Consider the following 25,117-nt stretch of genomic DNA (forward strand, 5'->3'; position numbering starts at 1 on the left):
CCCGGCGATCCATCGCGCGAATTTCGGCTGGGCGCCCGCTACGCCCAGCCGGCCTTGCGGGCATTCGCCGCCGCCTGGGCCAGGTTGCGCGACTCCAGCACATCCGCCGTCGCGTCGCGCGCCGCCAGCAGCACCTTGCGGATCGAGCAGGTCGCCTCGTCCACGCAATCCTCGCATTTGTGATAGGCGGTGACCGACACGCAGGGCGCCAGCGCGAGCGGCCCGTCGATGGTGCGGATCACCTCCGCGAAGCTGATGTCCTTGGGGGCGCGGCCGATGAAATAGCCGCCGGCGCGGCCGCGCTGGCTGCGCACGATGCCGCGCTTCTTGAGATCGACCAGGATCTGTTCGAGGAATTTGCGCGGCACGCGCGCCTCCTCCGCGATCGTGGCGATCTGCATCGGCTGCTCCACGGAGTGTTCGGCCAGGACGATCAGCGCGTGCAGCGCATAGCGGGCCTTTTGCGACAGCATCTCGCGATTCCCTATTTGGCTTCGGGAGTTTAGCGCGAATCCGTCCGGACCTCGAATCGTCGCATCCCCGCAACGGGCCCGAACCTGTGTTAGACAGGGATGGGGATTGGACCGATTGGGACATGCGCAAAGGCACGCTCGCCCGCGTTGAGATATTTCTGAGCCTGGCGGCGGTCGCGGTGCTGCTGGTCATGGCGGGATACGGCCTGGTCTCGGCGCTGGCGGACCGGCTCGACCCCAAGGTGCGCGCCTGCGTCGAGCGCAGCCTGCAGACCGCCGCCAACAGCGGCAAGCCGCCGGATCGCGGCTATGCGATCAAGCTCTGCAAGCATCTGGAGGAGATCGGGGCCTTGCCCTGACGGGGCGGATCGAGCGGTCCGGCCGCTGGCTTTCCAGCCCGCCGCTACGGTAACGTCTTCGTGTCCCCAGGGCGCCGCCGGCGCCTATAAGCTTTTCCGACCGAAACCGGGAATCACCATGCATCGTCTTGCGAAAATCGTCCTTGCCACGACCGCGCTCGGCGCGGTCCTTGCCGCGTCCAGCGCGGCGACCGATGCTCCGGCCAATCCCTTTTCCGCGCCCAGCACCCTGCCGCTGCAGGCGCCGCCCTTCGACAAGATCAAGGACACCGATTACGAGCCGGCCTTCCTGGAGGGCATGCGCCAGCAGCGCGCCGAGATCGACGCCATCGCCAACAACCCCGCCGCCCCGACCTTCGAGAACACCGTCGTGGCGATCGAGAAATCGGGCCGGATGCTGGAGCGGGTGGCGCAGGCGTTCAACGCCGTGGTCGGCGCGAACACCAACGATACATTGGACAAGGTTCAGTCCGCCATCGCGCCCAAGCTGGCCGAGCACCAGGACGCGATCAATCTCGATCCCAAGCTGTTCGCCCGCGTCAAGGCGCTCTACGACACGCGCGATACGCTCAAGCTCGATCCGGAATCGCTGCAGCTCCTGAACGTCTATTATCTGCAATTCGTGCATGCCGGCGCCAATCTTTCCGGCGCCGACAAGACGGCGCTGATGGACATCAACCAGCGCGACGCGACGCTGGAAACGAACTTCCAGCAGAAGCTGCTCGCCGGCACCAAGGCGGGCGCCCTGGTGGTCGACACCAAGGAGGAACTGGCCGGCCTCAGCGACCAGGAGATCGCCGCCGCCGCCTCGGCCGCCGAGGCCCGCGGCCTCAAGGGCAAATATCTCATCCCGCTGCAGAACACGACGCAGCAGCCGCTGCTGGTGTCGCTGTCCGACCGCGCCGTGCGCGAGAAGCTGTTCGACAATTCCTGGACCCGCACCGAGAAGGGCGACGCCAACGATACGCGCGCCATCATCGCGGAGATCGCGCAACTGCGCGCGCGCAAGGCCAAGCTGCTCGGTTATCCGAGCTATGCCGACTATGTGCTCTACGACCAGATGGCGCATACGCCGCAGGCGGTGCAGGCGTTTCTCGGCCAGCTCGTGCCGGCCACGGCGGCCAAGGCGGCGGACGAGGCCAAACAGATCCAGGCGGCGATCGACAAGGACGGCAAGCATTTCGACCTGAAGCCGTGGGACTGGGAACGCTATGCCGAGCAGGTGCGGCGCGAGAAATACGATCTCGACCAGAATGCGCTGAAGCCCTATTTCGAGCTCAACAACGTGCTGGAGAACGGCGTGTTCTATGCCGCGACCCGGCTCTACGGCATCACCTTCAAGGAGCGGCACGACATCCCGGTCTATCACCCCGACGTGCGCGTGTTCGACGTGATCGACAAGGACGGTTCGCAGCTCGGGATGATCTATTTCGACTACTTCAAGCGCGACAACAAGAACGGCGGCGCCTGGATGAGCAATTTCGTCAACCAGTCGCACCTGCTGGGCACCAAGCCGGTCGTGTATAATGTGGCGAACTTCACCAAGCCGGCGCCGGGCCAGCCGGCCCTCATCAGCTTCGAAGACGTCACGACGATGTTCCACGAATTCGGCCATGCGCTGCACGGCCTGTTCGGGAACGAGCGCTACGAGACGCTGTCGGGCACCTCGGTGGCGCGCGACTATGTCGAGTTTCCCTCCCAGTTCAACGAGCATTGGGCGCTCTATCCCGACGTGCTCAAGCACTATGCGGTGAACTACAAGACGCACGAGGTCATTCCCCAGGCGCTGGTCGACAAGATCAAGGCGTCGCAGACCTGGAACCAGGGCTATGAGCTCGGCGAGCTGCTGGCGGCGTCGGAGCTGGACCTGCAATGGCACGCCCTTGCGGCCGATGCGCCCCGGCAGGATGTCGATACCTTCGAGACCCAGGCGCTGGCCGCGACGCACACCGACTTCCCGAACGTTCCGACGCGCTATCGTTCGAGCTATTTCCTGCACATCTGGGGCAACGGCTATGCCGCCGGCTACTACGCCTATCAGTGGACGGTGATGCTGGACGACGACGCCTTCGCCTGGTTCGAGGCCCATGGCGGATTGACGCGCGAGAACGGCGACCGTTTCCGCGACCTCATCCTGTCGCGCGGCCACACCGAGGATTACGGCCCGATGTTCCGCAGGTTCTACGGCAAGGATCCCGATATCGGCCCGATGCTGGAGCATCGCGGGCTGGTGCCACCGGCCAAGTGACGGCGGCGGATTAAAGACGGCATGGCAAGAAGGGGTGGGCATGATGGGTGAGAATTTCGGCAGGTGGATCTATATCGCGGCCGCGCCGGTGGTGGCGCTTCTGGTGGCGATGGTGGCCTTCGCGGCCGACAAGCCGTCGCCGCCGGCCAACCGGGCGGACCAGTACTCCGGCAAGTTCTTCAAGGCGGAGGAGACCGTCACCGAGGGCTCGGTGAACGGGACGTCCTATGAGGCGATCGCCGGCACCATCGTGGTGCACCCCGACGACTGGAACGACGCGGCGCAGAGCGGCGGCGCGAAGAACCCGGACGCGAAGGCCGACGAGACCTCCGCCGAGGCGTCGATGTTCTTCGTCTACTACGCCAAGCGCGGCGCGGCCGCCGAGCAGCGTCCGATCACCTTCCTCTACAATGGCGGTCCGGGCTCCTCGACCGTGTGGCTGCATATGGGCGCCTTCGGGCCCAAGCGCGTCGTCACCAACAACGACACCCACACCGCCGCGGCGCCCTATCGGCTGATCGACAACGCGTCGAGCCTGCTCGATGCCAGCGACCTCGTCTTCATCGACGCGCCGGGCACCGGCTTCAGCCGCATCGCCGGCAAGGACAAGGAAAAGGCGTTCTACGGCGTCGATGTCGACGCCAAGGCGTTCGCCAATTTCATCAAGCAGTTCCTGGCCAAATACAGCCGCTGGAATTCGCCGAAATATCTGTTCGGCGAGAGCTATGGCACGCCGCGCTCGGCGCTGGTGGCCAACTACCTGGAATCCAACGACAGCATCGACCTCAACGGCGTGATCCTGCTGTCGCAGATCCTGAATTTCGACCTGTCGGTGGACGGGGCGGAGGCCAATCCGGGCATCGACCTGCCTTACGAGCTGGCGCTGCCGACCTATGCCGCGACGGCGTGGTATCACCACAAGCTGCCGGGCAAGCCGCCCGCCGACCTCGTGCCCTTCGTGCAGTCGGTCGAGCGCTTCGCGATGGGCGACTACGCCTCGGCGCTGTCGACCGGGCTGAGCCTGTCGCCGCAGCGGCGCGCCTATATCGCCGGCAAGCTGCATGACTACACCGGACTGTCGCTCGCCTATATCTACAAGGCCAATCTGCGGATCGAGGGCGGCGAGTTCGAAAAGAACCTGCAGGACGATAACGGCCTGACCACCGGCCGGCTCGACACCCGCTTCTCCGGCCCCTCGCTCGATCCTCTGAGCAAGGAATCGGAATACGACCCACAGTCGGCGGCGATCAGCTCGGCCTATGTCTCGGCCTTCAACGACTATGTGCGGGCCACGCTGAACTACGGCCTGGGCAGACGCTTCCTGCCCGAGATCGATGCCTACAAGTCATGGGACTTCAAGCATCAGCCGCCGGGGGCGCCCTTCGCGCTGCCGAGCGCGCCCAATGTGATGCCCGACCTCGGCAACGCGATGAAGCAGAATCCGAACCTGAAGGTGATGGTGAACGGCGGCTATTACGACCTGGCGACGCCGTATTACGAAGGCTGGTACGAGATGCATCATCTGCCGATTCCGCTGAATCTGCAGGCAAATATCTCCTATCACTACTATCCGTCGGGCCACATGGTCTATGCCAATGAGGAATCGCTGAAGGCGCTGCACGACGCGGTGGCGGACTTCATCCGGCAGACGGACAATGTGAAATAGGCGCGAGGCTTCGATCGCCGGTGCGACGCATCGTCAGCGACGCATGTTTTCGCTTTACTATACCAATTCGATAGACTTTAATTCGCGGGTCGTCGCTTTCGCCCTCTCGGAGGCGACGTGTTTCCTCCCTGAACTTGGCGGGCCGGCTTGTCCGGCCCGTCCCTTCCGGGCCCAACTGGCCAGGATGCGAACGGGCCGGCCGGCGCGACCGTCCATGCGACAACGCCGAGCGGTACCGCGCCGCATATATTGATTATCATTCGCATATTGACGATTCGGCGACCGGGTTGCGCATCATGACGCTTGATCGACGCCATCTCCTCCAGCTTGGCGCCGCCGCGGCGCTCTCGGGCGGCGTCGCGCATGCCGCGCACCCAAGTCCTGCTCCGCGGTCTTTGCCGCATGGCCAGGCCGCGGCCGACCACACGATCCGCATCGCGACCGGCCTGGTGGAATTGGGACCGGACGCGGCGGTCTCGACCAAGCTCTATAACGGCCAGTTTCCCGGCCCGCTGCTGCGCCTGACCGAGGGCAAGCGCGTCGTCGTCGATATCCACAACGACACCGATACGCCGGAGCAGCTTCACTGGCACGGCCAGTTCCTGCCGGCCGATGTCGACGGCGCCGCCGAAGAGGGCACGCCGTTCATTCTGCCGCATGGCATGCGGCGCGTCGCGTTCACGCCCAAGCCGGCGGGCCTTCGCTTCTATCACTCCCACCTTGCAGCCAAGACCGATCTCTCGGCCGGTCTGTACAGCGGACAGGCCGGTCTCGTTTACGTCGAGCCGCGGCAGAACCCCGGCGCCTATGACCGCGAGGTCTTCCTCACGCTCAAGGAGTTCGCGCCCTATTTCAACCGCATGGAAATGGCGCTGGATTTCCTGTCGCCGACCAACATCGTTCCGGAACTCCGCGCCGCTGCGCTGAAGGCGCTCGACGCCTCGACCAAGCGCGGCCTGCCGCAAGCCTTTGAGCTCGGCTACGACTTCCTGACGATCAACGGCCGCATGCTCGGGCAGGGCGCGCCGATCCGCGTTCGCGCCGGCGAGCGCGTCCTGTTCCACATCCTCAACGCCAGCGCCAGCGAGATCCGCAGCCTGGCCTTGCCGGGGCATGTCTTCACCGTGCTCGCGCTGGACGGCTATCCCGTGCCGCGTCCGGCGGCGGTGCCGGTGCTGTGGCTCGGCCCGGCCGAGCGCATCTCGGCGATCGTCGAAATGAAGCAGCCGGGCGTGTGGACGCTGGGCGAGCTCGACGACGACGCAAGGGCGCACGGCATGGGGATCGTCGTCGAATATGCCGGCCAGAAAGGCGGGCCGGCTTGGCAGAAGCCGGCGCCGTTCCGCTGGGACTATCGGCGCTTCGGCAGGGCGTCCGGCGCCTCGCCGCCGCCGGACGAGACCATCACCATGACCTTCGCGGCGCGCCCGGGCGCGCGCGACGGCTTCGACGAATTCACCGTCAACGGCGTGCCGTTCTCGATGGAACGGATGGAGCCGCTGTTCCACATCGCGCGCGGCCGGCGCTACCGCCTGCGCCTGCGCAACGCCACCGACGACATCCATCCTTTGCATCTGCATCGCCATGCTTTCGAGCTGACCAGCATCGCCGGCTTTCCCACGGCGGGCGTCATGAAGGACGTCGTCATGATCGGCGGATTTCAGGAGATGACGGTCGACTTCGTCGCCGACCAGCCGGGGCTCAGCCTCTTCCACTGTCACATGCAGCAGCACATGGACTATGGGTTCATGGCGCTGTTTTCCTGCGCGTAGGCACAAGGCCGCCCCTCCGCGCAGCGCGGATGGAGCGTTTCGTCGCAGGCACTATGACCGGTTTCGCGACCGGCCGCCGCAGACGCCGTTATTGCCGAACAATAATGGATCGAAGCCGGCACAGGACCGTTGTTCAGGCGAGCGAGCACGGTCGATGCTCCCCTATCTGGCGCTATCATGACAGTTCTCGTTCATCTGGCCGCGGGCAACAAACCCCTGGACGCGTGTCGAAACCCGAAATCGCCGCGCCGACCACCACCTGGAGGCCGCCAGGGCATACCGCCGTTATCATCGTGGCGTGAGCGCCGCCACGCCGACGTTCCGCGGCTTCCGTGGAGCGATTCCGCAAAAGGACAATTGTCATGAGCTATCAAAGCTTCAATCCCGCCACCGGCAAGCTTCTGAAGTCGTTCGACGAACTGACCGACAAGCAGTTGGAGAGCAAGATCGCGGCGGCCCAGGCCTGTTACGAATCCTGGCGGCACAAGACCTATGCCGAGCGCGCGGCCATCATCGCGAAGGCGGCGGAACTCCTGCACGCGAAGGCGGCCGAGTTCGCGCATATCATGACGCTCGAGATGGGCAAGCGCATCGGCGAAGCTGTCGGCGAGGTGGAGTTCAGCTCGAACATTCTCTCCTACTACGCCAAGAACGCAGAGCGTTTCCTGGCGCCGGTAAAGCTCCATCCGTCGCTCGGCGAGGGCCACATGGAGAGCAGCCCGATCGGCGTGGTGTTCTGCGTCGAGCCGTGGAACTTTCCCTATTACCAGCTGGCCCGCGTCGCCGGCCCGCATCTGATGGCGGGCAACGTCCTTTTGGTGAAGCACGCCGGCATCGTGCCGCAATGCGCGATCGCCTTCGAGAAGCTGTTGACCGAGGCCGGCGCGCCCGCCGGTCTGTATACCAATTTGCTGATCTCGCACGATCAGTCGGACCGCGTCGTCGACGACCCGCGCGTGAAGGGCGTGGCGCTGACCGGCAGCGTCGCGGCCGGCCGGAGCATCGCGGCGCGCGCCGGAAAGAATCTCAAACCGTCTTCGATGGAATTGGGCGGCAGCGACGCGTTCATCGTCCTTGAAGACGCCGATCTCGAACACACCATCAAGTGGGCCGTGTGGGGCCGGATGTACAACACGGGTCAGACCTGCTGCGCCGCGAAGCGGTTCGTCGTCGTCGAAAAACTCGCCGACACGTTCCTGGAGAAGTTCAAGGCCGCGCTGGAGGCCCTGAAGCCGGGCGACCCGTTGGACGAAAAGACGACGCTGGGCCCGTTGTCGTCGGAATCGGCCCTGGTCGATCTTCTGAAGCAGGTCGACGGCGCGGTCTCCCACGGCGCGAAGGTTCTCATGGGCGGCAAGCGTATCGACCGTCCGGGTTCCTACATGCAGCCCACCATTCTGACGGACGTCAAATTCGACAACCCCGCCTTTCGCGAGGAATTCTTCGGGCCGGTCGCGCTGTTCTTCCGCGTCAAGGACGAGGACGCGGCCGTCGCGCTCGCCAACGATTCCGATTTCGGCCTGGGCGGCTCGGTCTTCACCAAGGACGTCGCCCGCGGCAAGCGCATCGCCAGCCGCGTCGAGACCGGCATGATGTTCATCAACAACATCTCCTGGTCCGATGCCGAACTGCCGTTCGGCGGGATCAAGGACTCCGGCTATGGCCGCGAGCTCGGCGACATGGGCATCCAGGAGTTCGTGAACAAAAAGCTGGTCCGCTATGTGGCAGCCGAGGCGCCGCTGTAGGACGCCGCGGTTTGTGAGTCCGCCGCGGCACGGGCAGGAGAACGCGCATGCAAGTCCTCGTTTATACCGACCATAATGTCCAAGGGGGTGAGGAATTCTCTCACCTCACCGAGGCGGAGCTGCGCACGGCCTTGCATCGCTACGTCGACGAGATCACGCGGGTCGAGGTCTATTTCAGCGACGAGAACGGCGCGAAATCCGGCGACGGGGACAAGCGATGTCTTATCGAGGCGCACCTTGCCGGCCATCAGCCGTTGACCGCGCGTCACGACGCGGCGACCTCGCCGGGCGCCTTCGACGGCGCCGCCAGGAAGATGGCGCACCTGCTGGAGTCGACGCTGGGACGGCTGCACCATCACAAGGGCGAGGCGTCGATCCGGACCGAAAACGTCATGGAATAACCGCGTCCGCTCCCATGTCGGCGTCGGCGCCGATGCCGGCCGAACCCAGTTCCGAAAACAGGAGTCCCCATGGCTCATACAATGCACGCCGCGATCGTCGAACAGTTCGGCAAGCCTCTGGTCCTTCGCGAATGGGACATACCGACGCCGGGGCCGGGCCAGATCCTGGTCAAGACGGAAGCCTGCGGCGTCTGCCACACCGATCTTCATGCCGCGCAGGGCGACTGGCCTTTGAAGCCCGCGCTCCCGTTCATTCCCGGTCACGAAGGCATCGGCCGCGTTGCCGCGGTGGGTTCCGGCGTGACCATCGTGAAGGAAGGCGACCGGGTCGGCGTGCCCTGGCTCTATTCGGCCTGCGGGCACTGCGAATATTGCCTGTCGGCCTGGGAGACCGTGTGCGCCGAGGCGCAGTTCGGCGGCTACACCAAGAATGGCGGCTTCGCCGAATATATCCTCGCCGATCCCAATTATGTCGCGCACATTCCGGCCGGCCTCGCGGCCAAGGAGGCCGCGCCGATCATCTGCGCCGGCATCACCACGTATAAAGGGATCAAGGTAACCGATGCGCGGCCCGGCGAGTGGATCGCGATCTCCGGCGTCGGCGGTCTCGGGCATCTGGCGATCCAGTATGCCAAGGCCATGGGCCTCAAGGTCTGTGCCGTCGACATCGATGACGGCAAGCTCGCGCACGCCAAGCGCCTCGGCGCCGATCTGGTATTCAATGCCAAGTCCGGCGATCCGGCGGCCGCGCTGAAAAAGGAAACCGGCGGCGGCGCGCATGGCGTCCTGATCACGGCGCCCTCGCTTCCGGCCTTCAAGCAGGGCGTCGGCATGACCCGCAAGCGCGGAACCTGCGTCCTGGTCGGATTGCCGCCGGGCGAGTTTCCGGTTCCGCTCTTCGATGTCGTGGCGAACTGCATCACCATTCGCGGCTCGTTCGTCGGCACGCGGGAGGATATGGCGGAGGCGCTTGCCTTCGCGGCCGAAGGCAAGGTGAAGGCCGATATCGAGCTGCAGCCCCTGTCGAACATCAACAAGGTCTTCGACCGGCTCGAGCATGGCGATGTCCCTTCGCGCGTGGTTCTCGATTTCTCGGCGCGTTAGAGCGGAAACGCTGGGCACGGGAATTTCGCAACCGCTTCGAGGAGCATTCGCCATGGCGATACTTGTAACCGGCAGCACCGGCACGATCGGCTCCCAGGTCGTTTCGCATCTGCAGGGTAAGGGCGTCGAAATCCGCGCGCTGACGCGTTCGCCGGAAAAGGCCCAGGCCAGGGCCGGCGTCACGCCGGTCAAAGGCGATCTCGCGGATGTGGATTCGGTGCGGGCCGCGCTGGCCGGCGTCAGCACGCTGTTCCTGCTGGTCCCGAATGTCGCCGACGAACTGACCGAGGCGATGCTGACCTTGAACCTGGCGCGCGATGCGGGGATCAAGGGCGTCGTCTATCTGTCGGTGTTCAAGGGCGAGGACTATACCGATGTCCCGCATTTCGCCGGCAAATACGCGGTCGAGCGCATGATCGAAGACCTCGATCTGCCCGCGACGGTGCTGTGCCCGGCCTATTTCATCCAGAACGATCTTCGCCAGAAGGACGCGCTGCTCGGCGGCGGCGTCTATGGCATGCCGGTCGGCCAAAGGGGCATTTCGATGGTCGACACGCGCGACATCGGCGAAGCCGCCGCGATCGAGCTTCTGCGCCGCGACCGCGCGCCGGCGGCATTGGGCCGGGAAACCTACGAGCTGGTCGGGCCCGACAGCCTCGGCGGCGAAGACCTTGCCGCGATCTGGAGCGAGACGCTTGGCCGCTCGGTCCGTTACGGCGGCGACAATCTCGATGTGCTGGAGCAGAGGTCGAAAGCCTTCCTGCCGCACTGGTACGCCTATGATCTGCGGCTGATGTTCCGCCGGTACCAGGAAGACGGTGCCGCCGCGACGCCGGGCGATCTCAAACGTCTGGCGGGCCTGCTCGGCCGGGCGCCGCGAAACTATCGCGATTTCGCGAAAGCCGCCGCGGCCCAATGGGCGAAGGGCTGATCTTCCGCCCAACCATCAAGGAATTTTGTCCATGGCAAGGAACGCCTCGTGGAGAGGCTCGGTCCGGTCGGCGGAATTTCCCTTTGCTTCCTGAGGGAACACCGGCGCAAAATCACCATCAAGGAGAAGTCCATGTCTCGTGCAGTGCGATTTGACACGTATGGCGGCATCGATGTCTTGCGCGTTGTGGAGGTCGACCGGCCGGTCCCCGGCCCCGGTCAGGTTCTCGTCCGCGTCAAGGCGGCGGGCATCAATCCCGGCGAGGCCGCGATCCGCGAAGGCGCCATGGCCGAGCGGTGGCCCGCGACATTTCCCTCCGGCCAGGGCAGCGACCTTGCCGGTGTCGTCGAGGAAGTCGGCGGCGGCGTCAAGAACGTCACGGTCGGCGAAGAGATCATCGGGTTCACCAACAACCGGGCCAGCCAGGCCGAACTGGTCGTGGTGGACGCCGACCATCTTGTCCGGCGTCCCGCGCATGTCTCGTGGGAGCAGGCGGGTGCTCTGTTCGTCGCGGGAACGACCGCCTATGCGACCGTGCGCGCGGTTTCGCTGAAGGCCGACGATACCGTGGTCGTCTCCGGCGCCGCGGGCGGCGTGGGCTCGATCGCCGTTCAACTGGCCAGGATCGCCGGCGCCAAGGTCTTGGGTCTTGCCGGCGCGCAGAACCATGCCTGGCTCACCGCTCACGGCGTGATCCCCATTGCCTATGGCGACGGCGTCCTGGAACGGATCCGCGCCGCGTCCGGCAACAAGGTCGATGCCTTCATCGATACGTTCGGCGGCGGCTATGTCGAACTGGCGCTTCAGCTCGGCGTCGCGCCCGGCCGGATCGACACGATCATCGATTTCGCGGCCGCCGCGAAGTACAAGGTCAAGACGGACGGCAACGGCGCGGCGGCGAACGCCGAAGTGCTCGCGGAACTCGCCGGCCTGATCGACACCGGCCGCCTCGAGATCCCGATCGCCAAGGTCTATCGGCTGGACGATGTGCGCGAGGCCTATCGCGATCTCGCGCGGCGTCACACGCATGGCAAGATCGTGCTCGTGCCCTGACGATTTCATTTCTTCGCCGGGATCGACAGGAGCGAGAACGACATGGCCGACCCGCCGGCGCCCAAACGCCCGAGTCTCGATCTGCAAAGTCATCTTGCGGAGCTCGAAGCGCAAGGACTGCTCGTCCGCGTCGACCGTCCCATCAACAAGGACACCGAACTGCATCCTTTGGTACGTTGCCAGTTTCTCGGCGGCATTCCGGAGGACGAGCGCCGCGCCTTTCTTTTCACCAATGTCGTCGACACGCAGGGCCGCCATTACGACATTCCCGTCGTGGTGGGTGCTCTGGCCGCGTCGCCGAGGATCTATGCGATCGGCCTGGGCCGGGCTGTCGCGGACATCGGCGCCGATTGGCTTCACGCCATCGCCAACCCGATCGCGCCGGTGATGGTGAGCGCGCCGCCCTGTCAGGAGATCGTGATCACCGGCGATGATCTCAAGCGGCCGGGCGGCGGGCTGGCGAGCCTGCCGGTGCCGATCTCGACGCCGGGCTTCGACGCGGCGCCCTATCTTACCGCCACTCTGTGCATCACGGTCGATCCCGACAACGGCATCCGCAATGTCGGCACCTATCGGGCGGCGCTCAAGAGCCCCACCCGCCTGGGCGTGCGCATGTCGTCGCGGCTTGGCGGCGCCGGCGGCTATATCCATTGGCGCAAATATCGCGAGCGCGGCGTGCGCATGCCCTGCGCCATCGTCATCGGCGCCGCGCCGGTGATCGCCTATACCGGCGCGCAGAAGCTCGCCATCGACCAGGACGAGATCACGGTGGCCGGCGCGCTCGCCGGCGTTCCGATCCGGACGGCGAAGGCGCTGACCGTCGATCTCGAAGTCCCGGCCGATGCCGAGATCGTCATCGAAGGCCTTATCGATACCGACATGCTCGAGCCCGAGGGGCCGTTCGGCGAAAGCGACGGCTATGTCGCGCTCGAGGACTTCAACATGTCGATGGAGGTGACGGCGATCACCCACCGGCGGGCGCCGGTGTTCATCTCCATCATCAGCCAGGTCACGCCGAGCGAATCCAGCGTGATGAAGAAGCTGGACCTGGAGCCGCTGTTCCTCAACCACCTGCGCAACGACCTGTCGCTCAAGAGCGTTCGCCGCGTGGCGATGCACGAACCGCTCAGCAATGTGCGGCCGGTCATCTTCGTGCAATTCGACGACGACACGCCGCGCACCGAAGTGTGGCGCGGCCTGCGCGGCATCTCCGCGCGGCAGGCCGATTGCGGCAAGATCGTCATCGCGGTCAGCGAGGACATCGATCCCGACAACACCGACGCGGTGGTGTGGTCGCTCGCCTACCGCTCCAACCCGACGGAAGACGTGCAGGTCGAGCCGTACCGGTCGATCGGCCACGCGCCGAAATCGGGGCCGGGAAACATGGATTCGACGCTGCTGATCGACGCGACCCGCAAATATCCCATGCCGCCCCTCGCCTTGCCCGGACGCGAATTCATGGAGCGCGCGCAGGGTTTGTGGAAGGAGCTCGGCCTGCCGGCCCTGAACGTCCGGGCGCCGTGGCACGGCTATTCGCTGGGCGACTGGACCGACGCGTGGGAGGGGTTCGCACGCAAGGCCGTTGCCGGCACTTGGGCGGAGAACGGGGAAAACACCTGGGCGCGGCGGCGCGGTGGACTGACGCCGGAGACGCCGGTACGAACGGTCGAGCCCGCGGCAAAGCCGCAAAAGTGAGGCGCGGGAATCCCGTCTGCACGGTACCAAGGCGCTTCGCGTTCGGTGCATGGCCGGGATTGGTATAGGCTGCGACGCGTTTTGCCGCCAGGAGATCACCATGGGACTGTTCGACAATATCGAAGCGAATTTGGGCACCATCGCCGAAAAGGTCGGCGTCTCGCCGGAGCAGGTGAGAGCCATAGCCAATACGTTCCAGGCCAATCTGACCAGCAGCGACGGCAATCCGCTCGCCGCGATCGAGGCGACCGCCGCGCAGCAGGGCGTGCCGACGGCGACCGTTCACGAGATACTGAATCTGGGAGGAGGTCTTGAGAACGAACTCGGCGACTTTGCCGGCAACCTCTTCAAGGCGGGACGATAGCGGCATTTGCGCCAACATACCGGCTGGATGGCGACCCCGGCCCGATTCGAACGGGCGGCCTACGGTTTAGGAAAAAGATAAATCTCTGTTTCAGCGTGTTTGACGCGGTTTCACCGTGCTCGCGAAGCCTTGTCAAATAAGGGCGCACCCGCGCCTTCCGCACTATCGGACGCGTGGGTCTGCGGCGCTCTCGTCGCGTTTGCCTTTCCCGTATTGGTCTTGGAACGCCATTTCGCGGGGCAGGGCGCCCGTATCGCGCCCGACGCGCCGGCCCTTACCAAGCTCTTGAGGCTATTGCTGTTGAATCTTCTGGCATGTGCCGTCGTGTTTCTGCTGCTTTGGCTCGAGCTGTCTTGGACGGTGTTAGTCGAGCACTCGGTGATCTCGAACAGCGGCTGTCTATGCTGGACGCCGGAACAAAGCTCAAGCCTTGTACCACTTCGCGCCAACGCTGGAGCTGAGTGTGGTTGATATGACCGTCTTCGGTATGCCTGCATTTCGCACTTCGGAAGGCGGGGGCGCAGACAATAGGCGAGATTGCTGCCAATTGGAGCGAAATTCATTTTTACCTAAGCTGAATGGATGGTCAGATGTTGAAGTGTGCCCTCTGCTTCTGGGCGACCAGTGATGCCTCGACAGGGAGCTGCGCGACGAGCATTCGATGCCGACGGCCAAGGCAATGAACAGGAAAATCGTACAACTGAAGGGAGATGTGGGTTGTCAGACCTCATGGGAAAGAGCCTTCCTCTTCTGATATATTGCCTCACGATCAATCGGATCGGACTGGTTGGCCATGTGTATAAGGGGTCATGAACATTGACGTTCGAGGGCTTTGGGGCAGATGACCATGTGGACACAAGGCAATCGCCGCGAAGATGGCTATACGTTGGTCGAGTTGCTTGTCGTTCTGGCCATATTGGGCCTGCTTGCGACCATTGCGACGACGCAAGTCTTGAAATACCTCGCATCGGCAAAGATGAGTACGGCCCATGCGCAAGTGGAGAGCCTGTCATCCGCCCTCGACCTCTACAAGCTCGACATGGGCCGCTATCCGACGACGCAGGAGGGCCTCGCTGCGTTGAAGACCAAGCCCGCGGTCGCCGACAATTGGAACGGTCCCTATATCAAGAGCACGACAAGCCTCAACGATCCTTGGGGGCGCCCCTATGATTATGCGTCCCCCGGCAAGCACGGCGAATTCGATCTTTACAGCGGCGGTCCGGACGGTACGACAACTGCCGGTACCGATCCGCCTGTGCGAAACTGGTAGGCGCCGGGCCGCCGAGACCGTTGGGGAGTATGGCGGACAGACACCGCCCGCGTCAGCCCGGAACGAGAGGGCCATACAGCCAGACAAGCCAAGTCGCAGCCGCCAGCGCCGGTCCGAACGCGACGCGACTTGTGGCTTCGATCGTCCTGCCCCTGAACCGCTCTACGAGAACGAGCGCCATTCCGAAGAGCGCCGCGAGAAGGACGACGCTCGGCAAAGCGATCCAGGAAAGCCAGGCGCCCGCGGCGCTCAACAGTTTGGCATCGCCCAATCCCAGACCAGCCCGACCCCGAATCCGGCTGTAGATCCCGGCTAGCGCCACGAAACCGGCAAATCCAGCCGCCGCACCGATCAAGTGATCGCCAAGGGCCGGGCCATCGATGAGAAACGCCGTCAGCAAGCCGGCGCCGATGAGCGGCACAGTCAGGATGTCGGGAAGAAGGCCAGTCCGCCAGTCGATCGCAGCGAGCGTCAGCAAGGTCCAGCCCAATATGCAACTGGCGGCGACGATCCATCCCGAGGTCACGATGGCGGCCCACACCGCGACCGTGGTGGCGCCGATCTCCACAACCGGATGCAGAGCGTCGATCGGTGCCCCACAATGGCGGCAACGTCCGCGCTGGAAAACAAAGCTGAGGAGCGGAATCAACTCTGCAGGTCCTAAGATGTGCTTGCACGCATCGCAGGCGGAACGTCCGGTTACAATGCTCCTTCCGCCGACCAGGCGCATGATCACGACAGCCAGAAAGCTCCCAACGAAGGGGGCAACCACGATGGCGATGATGGGAATGGCGCTCTCGACGATCATAGCGACTTTCAGCGATACAGACACTTGGCTGGCGAGACTAACGCCATAGCAGCAGGAGATAGGGTCGGGTCGGACTACTTGTCAGCATTACGACGGCTTCCCGGCTGATCCTTCGCTGTCCGACGGACGCAGTAGCTGTGATATCAAATGTCCGGCCGGCAAGACCGTACGTCGAGGCGATCGTGCCGGGCACGGCGTCCAACGTGTCACCCGATCCCCCGCCGCGCGTCTTCAGCAACTCGGAGACGCGCTCCGGCTGGTCGGGATAGTAGGCCAGCAAAGCCTCGCGCGGCGCGACGGCCGTGTCGATGGCCGGGTGATGCGAATAGACCGTAAGCGCCGCCCTGATCCGCGCGAACAACGCCGAATTCATCCCCAGGACGAGCCGCAATTCGTCGACGCTTTGAAACGCACCATGCCTAGGCCTGTAGGCCAAACCCGCGCTCGCGTAGAGATCGTCCGTTCCGCCGTGCAGACGTGACAGGCCGTCGTCGCGTTCCCGCCAGCTCAAAATCCGGTCGGTCAGCGTTTCGGCATCGGTCTCGGAAACGCCGGCCGACCGCAGGAGCTGGCGCAGCAGCGAACCATCCGCGGCGTTCAGGTCGATCCGGCCGAACTCATCCTGAACCGCCATTCGCAACACATATCCATCGAACTCGAATGTTTGCGGCACGCCGTCGACGCGCCAGCGGTGGTCCGGTCTCGCATCGCCCAATCCCAGCACGGCGCGCGCGATCGCGGCGTCGAACACGGCGTCGATCTGCGCGTCGTCCAACTGCCGTCGCTCGATCCGCGCCGAGTTGAACGACAAGGACTGTGCCGCCGCCGCCAGCATCGCCAGGACCGCGATGGTCCAGAGCACGGACACCAGCGCCCAGCCGCGCTGGTCTCTCATGACCTTCGTTTCGCCGTCAGGGCGCACGGCTGAGCAACGGCTGCACCGCCGGCAATTTCTGGCGCAACTCGTCGGCGATGGCGCGCGCCGCGGAGACGCTGTCCACCACGTGCGGGGTCAGCAGAACGACGAGCTCGGTCTTGGTGCCGCTGTTGTGCGTCTCGCGGAATAGATTTCCAAGAACCGGTATATCCTGCAGGAACGGAATGCCGTTGCGATCGCGCTCGCGGTTGTCGACGATCAGGCCGCCCAGTGCGACAGTCTCGTTGTCCTGCACGGCGACGGAACTGTTGATTTTGCGCTCATGGATGGTCGGCGAGTCGATTCCCGATGTTTGGACGTTGGCGACTTCGCTGACCTCCTGGGTGATGTCGAGCATCACGAGGCCGCCGCGATTGACGCGCGGCGTCAGCTTCAGGATCACCCCGGTGTCCTCGTATTGCACGCTGTTCACCAGCGGCGCGCCGGACGATGCCGTACTGATGGCCTGCTCGGTGATGATGGGCACGCGATCGCCGACCTGCAGCGTTGCGGTCTGATTGTTGAGGACGAGGAGCTTCGGCGAGGAAATCACTTCGACATGGGTCTTGGACGCCAGCGCACTCAAGATGACCTTGATGGAATTGCCGTTGGTGAAGGCGTAAGAGAATCCCGGCAACGCCGGCGAGATTGCCGTCGACGCAATATCGGTGAGAACGACGGAGTTCGAGCTATTGGGCTGATAAAAATATTGCAGCCCGTATTTGAGGTCGTCGGTCAGCGTGACCTCCGCAATGGAAGCCTCGAGGAAGACCTGAAGCGGCGTCGTGTCGAGTTCGTGGACCGCGGTCAGAAGACCGCTGTATTCCTGCGGCGTCGCCAGAATGACGAGCGCATTGTTCGGCTCGCTGGTGGTGATGCTCAGTCGATTGGTTCCCGGAGAATTTTCGGCGTCTTCCGGCCGTGGCGGCGCGGCGGAACTCGTCGCTGCGGGCGGCGGACCGCGATCTGCCGGGCCGGCGGGCGCCTGGTCGGGCGCGGCATCCGATGCCAGACCTTGCGCGAGCTTTTGGCCGTAAACACGCATGAGCGTCGCCGCCAGGTCGGAGGCGCGACCGTTCTGGACATGGTAGATGAAGACCCGCCTCTCGCTCCCCTGTCCGGGCCGGTCCAGGCGCGCGACCCACGCCTGAAGTTGTTCGATGTAGCGGGGCTGCGGCGAGATCGCCAGGACCGCGTTGAGGCGCGCGATCGGCACCAGTCGTACCACGCTCGCAATCGGACTGTTCAATCCGCCCAGTACCTGCGCCAGTTCGCGGTCGAGTTCGACGGCATCGACATATTGGGGATTGAACACCGCGAACGACATCCCAGCCATCCAATCGACATCGAACATCGCGATGTCGTCGAGGAGCGTCTGTCGCTCCTCCTGCGTACCTTCGATGATGAGGACATTGCGCGCCGAATCGACATGGACGATCCCTTGGGCCGGCGCCAGGGGCTTCAGGAGCTTTTCCATCTCGGCGGCGGACAGGAAGTGGATCGGAACGACTTCGATTCCGTAGCCCATCTGGCCGCTGCGACCGCGGGCGTGCGATAGCGCATCGATCGTGGGGCTCACCTCGGCGATCGGGGCTACTCTATAGATGCCGTGGGATTCGACGACCGCCATTCCGTTCAGGCGCAGGACCTGCTCGAAGATCGGCATGACCTGCGATCTGGTGAGCGGCTGACTGGTTTGGATCGTGACCGTCCCTTTGGCGTCGTCGGCGATCTCGTAGTTGAGGTGCAGATAATCGCCGAGAACCGCCTTGGCGACGTCCTTCACGTCCGCATTGACGAAATTCAGCGTGATGTTGGCCGGCTCCCCCGGATTGCCGAAGGTATGCCTTGGCGGCGCGCCGACCAGACGGCCATTGCCGCGAACGATCTCGCTTGGCGACGCGCCGGCGGACGGCGTGGGGACGCTCTGCGCACCGGCCGGCCCCGTCATGCCGGAGGCTATGCATAAACCGAGTAGGAGGATGGCCGAACGGCCTCCCCGGTGCTTTATCATTGGTCCCCACTCTCGGTCGGCGCGGCCGGTGTCTCGATGGTGTTGGTCGGCGGCGGCGGATTGCGTCCCTGTATCGATGGGGCGGTTCTGCCCGGTACGCCGTCGCTTGGCGCCATGCTTGGCGTTCCGGCATGCGCTGCGTTGAGGGCGATCGGAAAGTCCGCCGCTCCCGCGTGAAGCACGATGTGATCCGGCTCTATGGCGACGATCTGCCAGCCGTTGATCTCGCCGCCCACTTCGACACCGATCTCCAGCGGCGAAGACGGTGTGTGCAGCATTGCGAGGCGGCGGTCGCCCTCGATGATGACGCCGATCAGGCTGATGTCGGTTGGCGGCGGCGTTGCCGCAACGGCGGATGTCTGCGGAACCTGCACCGGCTTGCGCGCTGGATTGAACAGCGGGCGCGCATCGATGGCGGCAAAACTCTGGGATGCCGGAAACGGCGTGGCCAGCGCCAGAGGCCCGGGCTGCGCCGGCAGTCGCCATTGCAGAACGGGCACATCCAAGGCGGCGGCAGGCATGGCGAGTTCATAGCCGAGCACGAGCGCGAGGGCGCTGCAGAGACCGGCGAGCAGGATATGGTTGCGGCTCAGAAGGTCGATCATTTCGGATCGCTCCGGCGATAGGCCGATACCGTCCAACGCGCCTCTATCCGCGGCTCCGGCGCCCTGGGATCGCTCGGCCAGGTTTGAGGTGCGGCGATGTCGACGGACGAGAGGAACAGATAGGGCAAGTGGCTCTCGATGGCATAGAGGAGCCCGCGCAGCTTGGTGACCGGCAGCGTCACATCGTATTGGATCGACAGGGCGGCCAATCCGTTCTCCGGGGCCGGGGGCAAAGCGAAGGAACTGCGCACCTCTCCGCCATTCGCTTCGATCATCGATTTGAGTTCGCCTTGCAGCGCAGAAAGCGCCAGCGCGTCGCTGTCGCCTTGGAGCAATCCGGGCTGCGCCTTGGCTTGGCCGCGCAGCGCCACGACGGCGCGTTCAACCTGAGGCAATGCGGATGCCTCCGCCTGGAGCGCGGCCAGATGCTGGAGGGCTTCAGTCTCGTCGCCGGGGACAAGCGCCGCCGAGAACGTCCAAAGTGCCAAGCCGAGCACGACGGCAAGACCGGCGCCGACCACGGCGAGCGCGGCGTTGCGGCCCAAAAGGATCGCTGGGACCGTCATGGCGCGCCCATCGCCTTGACGGTCAGATCGAACCGGTCCGTCCCGTCGGAATCGTTGCGGACCAGCGGCGCGGCGAACTGCGCGTTCGTGAAGCGGCCGGAACGGTCGAGCTTGCCGATCAATTCGGCGGCCGCGTGCGAATAGCCCTGGATGTGCAGCTTGCCGCCGTCGAACTGGATGTCGGTCAACCAGGTGCCGTCGGGCAGCGTATCGCTCAGCGCCGCGAGAAGGTTGACCAGCGAGGGTCGCGATTTGCGGGCCGCAACGGCGGCGGTCTGCTCTCGGATTGCCGTCATGGCGCGCTCGAGCCGCGCGACGCCGGCCGCGCGCAGTTCGGCGTCGGCGATGCGTTCGTCCAGGGCGTCGGCCTGCTGCGCTGAGCGCGCCGAGACGGCGAGAAGGATGGCCAGCATTAGCAGTCCCGCAACCGTCGCCAGCACCACGCTTCCCCATTGCTTCCACCGTCCGCGCAGCCAGGCGGGACGATCGACCGGAAAGTGACGCCAATCGGCGAGCGCTGCGTCCTGACCGAGCGCGATGCCCGCGACCTCGAAGCCGGCCTGATGCACGAAAGCGACGGCCTGGTCGACGGCGCGCCGGCGTATCGCGCGCGATGCCAGGTTTATCCGGTTCGCGCCGTCGGCCGTTCTTCCCGCTGTGAAATCGAAGTAGAGCTCCATCGCCGGTATCGGGCTCAAGCGGTCGAGCTCGAAGCCGAGCGCGCCGCGCAGGGCGCGGCGCGCGGCGCGCGGCAGGTGCGTCTGCGCGCGCAGGACCGCCGCTTCTTCGAAGTGAAGGATAACATCGGACGGAACGTCGCCCCGCGCCCCGATGTTCTTTAGGTGCACCTCCAGAGCGTCGGCGCCGGAGACGCTGTTCTCGAAACGGCCGAGTTCATGCGCTCCGTATCGCGCGACGATCTCGCGCTGGGCGACGGTCAGCCAAAGCAGGTCGCGCCCGGTCGCGCATGGGCGGTCTCGCCAATCGCGCGCCAGAGCCGCGATCTCGTCGCGCCAGTTCCGCAGCACAATGCGGGCGGCTTCGCGCCAGCCCTCGGCCTTGGGGAGCACGGGCTCGATCGTCATCGGCCCCCCCGACAGGCGTTGGTCAGCGCGTCTAGTACGCAGCCGGCGTCGCCTGCCAGCCGCGGCGCCACGGCAATGTCGCGCGGCGCGATCGCCGGATCGCGAAAACGCAGGCGGATGCGGACCAGTTCCGGCAGCCAGGCCTGGTCGTACCAGTCGCCACCCCAGCGCGGCGCCTTGTCCTCCGCGCGGCGGCCGAAATATTGGATATCGAGCGCGGCGACGCCGGAGAGCCTGTCGATGGTTGCCGCCGCAGCAGGGGCGAGCTCATCGCTGGTCGCGACGTCGACCTCTGTCACGCCGCCGCGGGCGTAAAGTCGAAGTCGTGTCATTCCGCCGTTTGCGGTCCGCGCCGCCGACAGCCATGACAGCGCGTGAACGCGTCCGTCGAAATCGATGCGCGCGTGTCCCGCATCGTCGTGAAGCGGCAACGGATAGGCTTGTGCGATATTCGACAGGAGAAACCGGGAGATGGACTGAAGCACCTTTTCGTCGACATAGGATTGCTGCGTCCGCTCCCAGACTCGCGTTCCGAAACGCAGGCCGCCGAACAGAAGAACCGTCAGGAAGCCCAACAGGGTCATCGCCACGAGCAATTCGACAAGTGTAAATCCGATCTCCCGGTTCGACGTCGACATCATCGTGCGCCATCCGCCGCGATCGGCCGCAGCGTTCGCAGCGACAGGCCGTACGCCCGGCCGTTCATCCGCCACTGCACGGTCGCCGTGACCTGTGCCGGCGCAAAGCGCCACGCTTTTCGGTCGGCGTCGCTGCCATAAGGTGCGACCCCCAGGCTCCAGGACAGGCCGTCGCCGGCGACCCCTTGCTTCGCGATGGGGTTCTCCGCGCCGGCCGAAGTGCTCTCATCGAGCAGCGCGGTCGCGAATAGCCGCGCCTCGGTCTGCTTGCGGCTCAATTGTTGCCGGTCAAGGTCCTGCGAGAACGCGGCGAGCAGTACGCCCAGCGCGATGCTCAGTATCGCCAGCGACACGATCATCTCGATCAGCGTGAATCCCACCTCTGGACCGATCGTGGTCGAAGCCTTCGGGCGCGCGCGCCGAGCCGACCCGATCATTGCAGCGCCAAATCGTTGACGCTAAGAATTGCAACGAGCATCGAAGCGATCAACCCGGCGACCACGAAGCCAAGCAATATCGTAAGCACCGGTACCAGCAGCGCGAGAAGCCTGTCGAGCCTGTGGCGGATGCGCTGTCCATCGAGGTCGGCTTGCCGCAGCAGCATCTCGTCAAGCTTGCCGGTCTCTTCGCCGATCTGAATCAAATCCAGCGTCAGCGGCGGAAACGATCCGCTGCTTGCCAGGTGCCGGGACAGGCTCTCGCCCTCGCGCAGGCCCTTCGCCGCGCCGTCGACCGCCGCGCGCAATTCGCCGTTCCAAAGAACGCCGCTCGAGAGTTTCAGGGCGAGCGGGAGCGCGACGCCGTTGCCGGCAAGCGTGCCCAGCGTGCGGCAGAAGCGTTCGATCTCCATCGCGCGCAGCAAATCGCCGACCAGCGGCAGTCGCAGCAACGCGCGATCCAGCTTTAGCCGCAAGTGAGGACGGCGCAACGCGGCGCGCGCACCGGCAATGCCGGCCGCCAGCACCGGCGCGAACAGCCACCAATACGTCCGCACGGTCGCGCTTGTTCCCATGATGGCGCGCGTCGGCCAGGGCAGGGCACGCCCGGACTCCGCGAAGAGCGGCTCGAATTCGGGGAGAACAAACGTAAGAATGATGACGATCGAGGCACCGGCCGTCGCCAGCAGGATTGCAGGATAGACGAGGGCCGACACGACGGCGTCGCGCAAAGTCTGTGCGCGTTCGAGATAGTCGGCAAGCCGCTGCAGCGTGGTGGAAAGCGTGCCGCCCATCTCGCCGGCACGGACCATGTTGACATAGAGCGGCGGAAAAGCGGCATCCTTCTCCATCGCCTCGCTGAAGCTCGTGCCGCCCCGAACGGATTGGCGTGCCTTTTCGAAGGACGCATGCAGTGAAGCGACATCGGCGAGGTCGCTCAGTGTGCCCAAGGCGCGATCGAGCTCCAGTCCGGCGCCCACCAGCGAAGCCAGTTCCTGCGTCGCCGTCGTAAGGACGCGTCGCGGCGGCCGGCCCTTCCGACGAAGGATGCCCATCAACCGGCTTGCCAAGGAAGACGCGCCGACCTCCGATGCTGAGACCGGGTAGTGACCTTGCGCGCGCAACTGTTCGGCCAGGAGCGCCGCGCTGTGTGCCTCGCCCATCCCCGTCACGATCGCGCCGGAACCGGCGATCGCCTTGTAGCGATAGAGGGCCATTATGGAGCCTCGAGCGTCACGCGCAGAACCTCGTCGATCGACGTCAGGCCCACCAACGCCTTTGCGAATCCATGACGCTGCATCGGCACCATGCCGGACGAGGACGCCAGCGAGCGCAGCTCCCCCGCTCCGGCTTTTCGCATGATGGCATCGCGCAGCGCGTCGGATATGGCGAGGATTTCGACGATGGGTGTGCGGCCGCGATAGCCGGTGCCGCGGCACGTCCCGCATCCGGTCGCGCGATACAGTTCAACGCCCCGGCCATTGGCGGCCGCGACGAGTTCCAAGCGCTCGATCAGTTCGGCGCCGGGAACATAGGCTTCGCGGCAGGCAGGACAGAGCGTGCGGACCAGTCGCTGCGCGACCACGCCGTTCAGCGTGGCGGTCAGGAGATAGTCCTCGAGCCCCATGTCGATCAGGCGGGCGATCGCGCTGGGCGCGTCGTTGGTATGCAGCGTGGAAAGGATGAGATGTCCGGTCAATGCCGCCTGCGCCGCGATTCGCGCCGTTTCCAGATCGCGGATTTCGCCGATCATCATGATGTCGGGATCGTGACGCAGGAACGAGCGCAGCGCATTGGCGAAGCTCAGCCCGATTTGCGGCTTGACTTGAACCTGATTGATCCCGTCGAGGCGATATTCAATCGGATCCTCGATGGTGAGGATCTTGCGGTCGACCGAATTCAGCTCCGACAGAGCCGTATACAACGTGGTCGTCTTGCCGCTTCCGGTGGGTCCCGTGACGAGCACGATCCCGTGCGGCCGCTGGGTGAGCCGGCGCAGACCGGCTACGAGGTGATCCTCGAAGCCCAGCGCGCCGAAGTCGAGCGATAGCTGGCCGCGGTCGAGCAGGCGCAGCACCACGCTCTCGCCGTGAACGGTCGGCGTAGTCGCCACGCGGAAATCGATGTCGGTTCCCCGCACGGCGAGCGTGATGCGGCCGTCCTGGGCCAGGCGGCGTTCGGCGATGTTGAGTTTCGCCATGACCTTGATGCGCGACACGATCGGCGCGGCAAGGCCTTTGGCCGGCGAGTCCGCGCGTTGCAGCACGCCGTCGACGCGATAGCGCACGACCAGCTCGTTTTCCATGGGCTCAATGTGGATGTCCGAGGCCCGCATTTCGGCGGCGCGTGCGATGATAGCGTTGACGAGCCTGACGACCGGTGCCTCGCTCGCCTGGTCGCTGAGCCGGTCGACGTCGTCGGCGACGCTGCTCTCCGGCGACGATGCATTCTGGCGCGCTATGCCGTCGTCGCGCGCGTCGCCATATAGCCGCTCGAACGCGGTCTCGAATTCCGATGGATAGGCGACACATACTTCGATCGGCATTTCGGCGGCGAACCGGAATGCCGAGATCGCGTAGTCGTCGAGCGGATTGACCATCGCAACTCGCAGCCGATCCGCGGCAAGCCGGAGCGGAATTGTCCGCATGTCGCGCAAAAACTTCGGGCTTAGTCGGTCTTCGAGCACGGGAACAGCCGGATAGTCCGTCGCCGACGCGATGCGAAGATCGAAGGCGGCGGCGATTGCGCCCGTGAGGTCTCGTTCGGATACGAGCCCAAGACGCGTCAGGACCGTCTCGATACGGTCACCGCTTTCCCCGGCGGCTTGCGCGGCGCGCTCCACGCCGCCTGGGGTGATCCTGCCGGCAGCGATCAGGTGGGCGATCAGTCTTTCGGGCTGTCGTGCGGCCTTCTCGCGCGCAGTCGCTCGTTCGGCTTGAACCATTGCCACGGACGCCCCCGACGGTA

Annotated in this window: 23 protein-coding genes; 12 read left to right on the forward strand and 11 right to left on the reverse strand. The window is 65.0% G+C overall.

The annotated features are described in order from the left end of the window. Positions 1–38: 38 nt before the first annotated feature. On the reverse strand, positions 39–473 hold the full coding sequence (locus WDM86_02675; GenBank protein MEI9988920.1) for an Rrf2 family transcriptional regulator: 435 nt from the start codon (positions 471–473) through the stop codon (positions 39–41). Positions 474–595: 122 nt separating this feature from the next. Here WDM86_02675 and WDM86_02680 point away from each other — a divergent pair, with 122 nt between their 5' ends. The 12 genes from WDM86_02680 (at position 596) to gspG (ending at position 15,081) form a co-directional block, all read left to right on the forward strand. Next, a complete protein-coding gene (locus tag WDM86_02680; protein ID MEI9988921.1) occupies positions 596–832 on the forward strand; it encodes a hypothetical protein in 237 nt (78 codons plus the stop codon). A 118-nt stretch (positions 833–950) separates the two neighbouring features. Next, positions 951–3,080 carry a M3 family metallopeptidase gene (locus WDM86_02685; protein ID MEI9988922.1) on the forward strand — a complete coding sequence of 710 codons (2,130 nt, stop codon included), beginning with the start codon at positions 951–953 and terminating at the stop codon, positions 3,078–3,080. Positions 3,081–3,123: 43 nt separating this feature from the next. Next, entirely contained in the window at positions 3,124–4,746 is a 1,623-nt protein-coding gene (locus WDM86_02690; protein MEI9988923.1) for a hypothetical protein, read from the forward strand. Between the two features lie 296 nt (positions 4,747–5,042). After that, positions 5,043–6,518: a multicopper oxidase domain-containing protein gene (locus WDM86_02695; protein MEI9988924.1), complete on the forward strand. Its 1,476-nt coding sequence runs from the start codon at positions 5,043–5,045 to the stop codon at positions 6,516–6,518. A 362-nt stretch (positions 6,519–6,880) separates the two neighbouring features. Next, the gene (locus WDM86_02700; GenBank protein ID MEI9988925.1) at positions 6,881–8,263 is read left to right on the forward strand and encodes an NAD-dependent succinate-semialdehyde dehydrogenase; all 1,383 of its coding nucleotides are present in this window, start codon (positions 6,881–6,883) and stop codon (positions 8,261–8,263) included. A 47-nt stretch (positions 8,264–8,310) separates the two neighbouring features. Next, positions 8,311–8,664, forward strand: a complete 354-nt coding sequence (locus WDM86_02705; protein MEI9988926.1) for an HPF/RaiA family ribosome-associated protein — start codon at positions 8,311–8,313, stop codon at positions 8,662–8,664. A gap of 69 nt (positions 8,665–8,733) precedes the next feature. Then, complete coding sequence (gene adhP, locus WDM86_02710; GenBank protein MEI9988927.1) at positions 8,734–9,768, forward strand: alcohol dehydrogenase AdhP; 1,035 nt, start codon at positions 8,734–8,736, stop codon at positions 9,766–9,768. A gap of 52 nt (positions 9,769–9,820) precedes the next feature. Then, the gene (locus WDM86_02715) at positions 9,821–10,699 is read left to right on the forward strand and encodes an NmrA/HSCARG family protein (protein MEI9988928.1); all 879 of its coding nucleotides are present in this window, start codon (positions 9,821–9,823) and stop codon (positions 10,697–10,699) included. A gap of 132 nt (positions 10,700–10,831) precedes the next feature. Beyond that, on the forward strand, positions 10,832–11,752 hold the full coding sequence (locus tag WDM86_02720) for an NADP-dependent oxidoreductase (GenBank protein ID MEI9988929.1): 921 nt from the start codon (positions 10,832–10,834) through the stop codon (positions 11,750–11,752). Between the two features lie 42 nt (positions 11,753–11,794). Continuing rightward, complete coding sequence (locus WDM86_02725) at positions 11,795–13,447, forward strand: UbiD family decarboxylase (GenBank protein ID MEI9988930.1); 1,653 nt, start codon at positions 11,795–11,797, stop codon at positions 13,445–13,447. 100 nt (positions 13,448–13,547) lie between these two features. Further along, positions 13,548–13,811: a hypothetical protein gene (locus WDM86_02730; protein MEI9988931.1), complete on the forward strand. Its 264-nt coding sequence runs from the start codon at positions 13,548–13,550 to the stop codon at positions 13,809–13,811. An 841-nt stretch (positions 13,812–14,652) separates the two neighbouring features. Further along, complete coding sequence (gspG, locus tag WDM86_02735; GenBank protein MEI9988932.1) at positions 14,653–15,081, forward strand: type II secretion system major pseudopilin GspG; 429 nt, start codon at positions 14,653–14,655, stop codon at positions 15,079–15,081. A 52-nt stretch (positions 15,082–15,133) separates the two neighbouring features. Here the strand turns inward: gspG and WDM86_02740 are convergent, their stop codons facing one another. Genes WDM86_02740 through WDM86_02785 form a run of 10 tightly spaced genes read right to left on the reverse strand, consistent with a single transcriptional unit; the run spans position 15,134 to position 25,094 of the window. Beyond that, a complete protein-coding gene (locus WDM86_02740) occupies positions 15,134–15,889 on the reverse strand; it encodes an A24 family peptidase (GenBank protein ID MEI9988933.1) in 756 nt (251 codons plus the stop codon). A gap of 37 nt (positions 15,890–15,926) precedes the next feature. Further along, positions 15,927–16,751: a hypothetical protein gene (locus tag WDM86_02745; protein MEI9988934.1), complete on the reverse strand. Its 825-nt coding sequence runs from the start codon at positions 16,749–16,751 to the stop codon at positions 15,927–15,929. Between the two features lie 49 nt (positions 16,752–16,800). After that, positions 16,801–18,756, reverse strand: coding sequence for a type II secretion system secretin GspD (gspD, locus tag WDM86_02750; GenBank protein MEI9988935.1), 1,956 nt, complete (start codon positions 18,754–18,756; stop codon positions 16,801–16,803). A gap of 59 nt (positions 18,757–18,815) precedes the next feature. Next, positions 18,816–19,424, reverse strand: a complete 609-nt coding sequence (locus WDM86_02755; GenBank protein MEI9988936.1) for a hypothetical protein — start codon at positions 19,422–19,424, stop codon at positions 18,816–18,818. Next, positions 19,421–19,990: a type II secretion system protein GspM gene (gspM, locus tag WDM86_02760; GenBank protein MEI9988937.1), complete on the reverse strand. Its 570-nt coding sequence runs from the start codon at positions 19,988–19,990 to the stop codon at positions 19,421–19,423. Before gspM ends, WDM86_02755 begins: the two co-directional genes overlap by 4 nt. Continuing rightward, on the reverse strand, positions 19,987–21,075 hold the full coding sequence (locus WDM86_02765; protein ID MEI9988938.1) for a PilN domain-containing protein: 1,089 nt from the start codon (positions 21,073–21,075) through the stop codon (positions 19,987–19,989). Before WDM86_02765 ends, gspM begins: the two co-directional genes overlap by 4 nt. Next, a complete protein-coding gene (locus tag WDM86_02770; GenBank protein ID MEI9988939.1) occupies positions 21,072–21,788 on the reverse strand; it encodes a prepilin-type N-terminal cleavage/methylation domain-containing protein in 717 nt (238 codons plus the stop codon). Before WDM86_02770 ends, WDM86_02765 begins: the two co-directional genes overlap by 4 nt. Then, complete coding sequence (locus WDM86_02775) at positions 21,713–22,150, reverse strand: type II secretion system protein (GenBank protein ID MEI9988940.1); 438 nt, start codon at positions 22,148–22,150, stop codon at positions 21,713–21,715. The genes WDM86_02770 and WDM86_02775 overlap by 76 nt, the downstream gene beginning before the upstream one ends. After that, positions 22,147–23,367, reverse strand: a complete 1,221-nt coding sequence (locus WDM86_02780) for a type II secretion system F family protein (protein ID MEI9988941.1) — start codon at positions 23,365–23,367, stop codon at positions 22,147–22,149. The genes WDM86_02775 and WDM86_02780 overlap by 4 nt, the downstream gene beginning before the upstream one ends. Further along, on the reverse strand, positions 23,367–25,094 hold the full coding sequence (locus WDM86_02785) for an ATPase, T2SS/T4P/T4SS family (GenBank protein MEI9988942.1): 1,728 nt from the start codon (positions 25,092–25,094) through the stop codon (positions 23,367–23,369). Before WDM86_02785 ends, WDM86_02780 begins: the two co-directional genes overlap by 1 nt. Positions 25,095–25,117: the final 23 nt, after the last annotated feature.

Source organism: Rhizomicrobium sp., from assembly GCA_037200045.1.
Classification (GTDB): Bacteria; Pseudomonadota; Alphaproteobacteria; order Micropepsales; family Micropepsaceae; genus Rhizomicrobium.

What these genes read in the sequence shown, in the direction of transcription:
- WDM86_02675 (MEI9988920.1), bottom strand. Translation starts at nt 473, where the DNA reads ATGCTGTCGCAAAAGGCCCGCTATGCGCTGCACGCGCTGATCGTCCTG.
- WDM86_02680 (MEI9988921.1), top strand. Translation starts at nt 596, where the DNA reads ATGCGCAAAGGCACGCTCGCCCGCGTTGAGATATTTCTGAGCCTGGCG.
- WDM86_02685 (MEI9988922.1), top strand. Translation starts at nt 951, where the DNA reads ATGCATCGTCTTGCGAAAATCGTCCTTGCCACGACCGCGCTCGGCGCG.
- WDM86_02690 (MEI9988923.1), top strand. Translation starts at nt 3,124, where the DNA reads ATGGGTGAGAATTTCGGCAGGTGGATCTATATCGCGGCCGCGCCGGTG.
- WDM86_02695 (MEI9988924.1), top strand. Translation starts at nt 5,043, where the DNA reads ATGACGCTTGATCGACGCCATCTCCTCCAGCTTGGCGCCGCCGCGGCG.
- WDM86_02700 (MEI9988925.1), top strand. Translation starts at nt 6,881, where the DNA reads ATGAGCTATCAAAGCTTCAATCCCGCCACCGGCAAGCTTCTGAAGTCG.
- WDM86_02705 (MEI9988926.1), top strand. Translation starts at nt 8,311, where the DNA reads ATGCAAGTCCTCGTTTATACCGACCATAATGTCCAAGGGGGTGAGGAA.
- adhP (MEI9988927.1), top strand. Translation starts at nt 8,734, where the DNA reads ATGGCTCATACAATGCACGCCGCGATCGTCGAACAGTTCGGCAAGCCT.
- WDM86_02715 (MEI9988928.1), top strand. Translation starts at nt 9,821, where the DNA reads ATGGCGATACTTGTAACCGGCAGCACCGGCACGATCGGCTCCCAGGTC.
- WDM86_02720 (MEI9988929.1), top strand. Translation starts at nt 10,832, where the DNA reads ATGTCTCGTGCAGTGCGATTTGACACGTATGGCGGCATCGATGTCTTG.
- WDM86_02725 (MEI9988930.1), top strand. Translation starts at nt 11,795, where the DNA reads ATGGCCGACCCGCCGGCGCCCAAACGCCCGAGTCTCGATCTGCAAAGT.
- WDM86_02730 (MEI9988931.1), top strand. Translation starts at nt 13,548, where the DNA reads ATGGGACTGTTCGACAATATCGAAGCGAATTTGGGCACCATCGCCGAA.
- gspG (MEI9988932.1), top strand. Translation starts at nt 14,653, where the DNA reads ATGACCATGTGGACACAAGGCAATCGCCGCGAAGATGGCTATACGTTG.
- WDM86_02740 (MEI9988933.1), bottom strand. Translation starts at nt 15,889, where the DNA reads ATGATCGTCGAGAGCGCCATTCCCATCATCGCCATCGTGGTTGCCCCC.
- gspD (MEI9988935.1), bottom strand. Translation starts at nt 18,756, where the DNA reads ATGACGGGGCCGGCCGGTGCGCAGAGCGTCCCCACGCCGTCCGCCGGC.
- WDM86_02755 (MEI9988936.1), bottom strand. Translation starts at nt 19,424, where the DNA reads ATGATCGACCTTCTGAGCCGCAACCATATCCTGCTCGCCGGTCTCTGC.
- gspM (MEI9988937.1), bottom strand. Translation starts at nt 19,990, where the DNA reads ATGACGGTCCCAGCGATCCTTTTGGGCCGCAACGCCGCGCTCGCCGTG.
- WDM86_02765 (MEI9988938.1), bottom strand. Translation starts at nt 21,075, where the DNA reads ATGACGATCGAGCCCGTGCTCCCCAAGGCCGAGGGCTGGCGCGAAGCC.
- WDM86_02775 (MEI9988940.1), bottom strand. Translation starts at nt 22,150, where the DNA reads ATGATCGGGTCGGCTCGGCGCGCGCGCCCGAAGGCTTCGACCACGATC.
- WDM86_02780 (MEI9988941.1), bottom strand. Translation starts at nt 23,367, where the DNA reads ATGGCCCTCTATCGCTACAAGGCGATCGCCGGTTCCGGCGCGATCGTG.
- WDM86_02785 (MEI9988942.1), bottom strand. Translation starts at nt 25,094, where the DNA reads ATGGTTCAAGCCGAACGAGCGACTGCGCGCGAGAAGGCCGCACGACAG.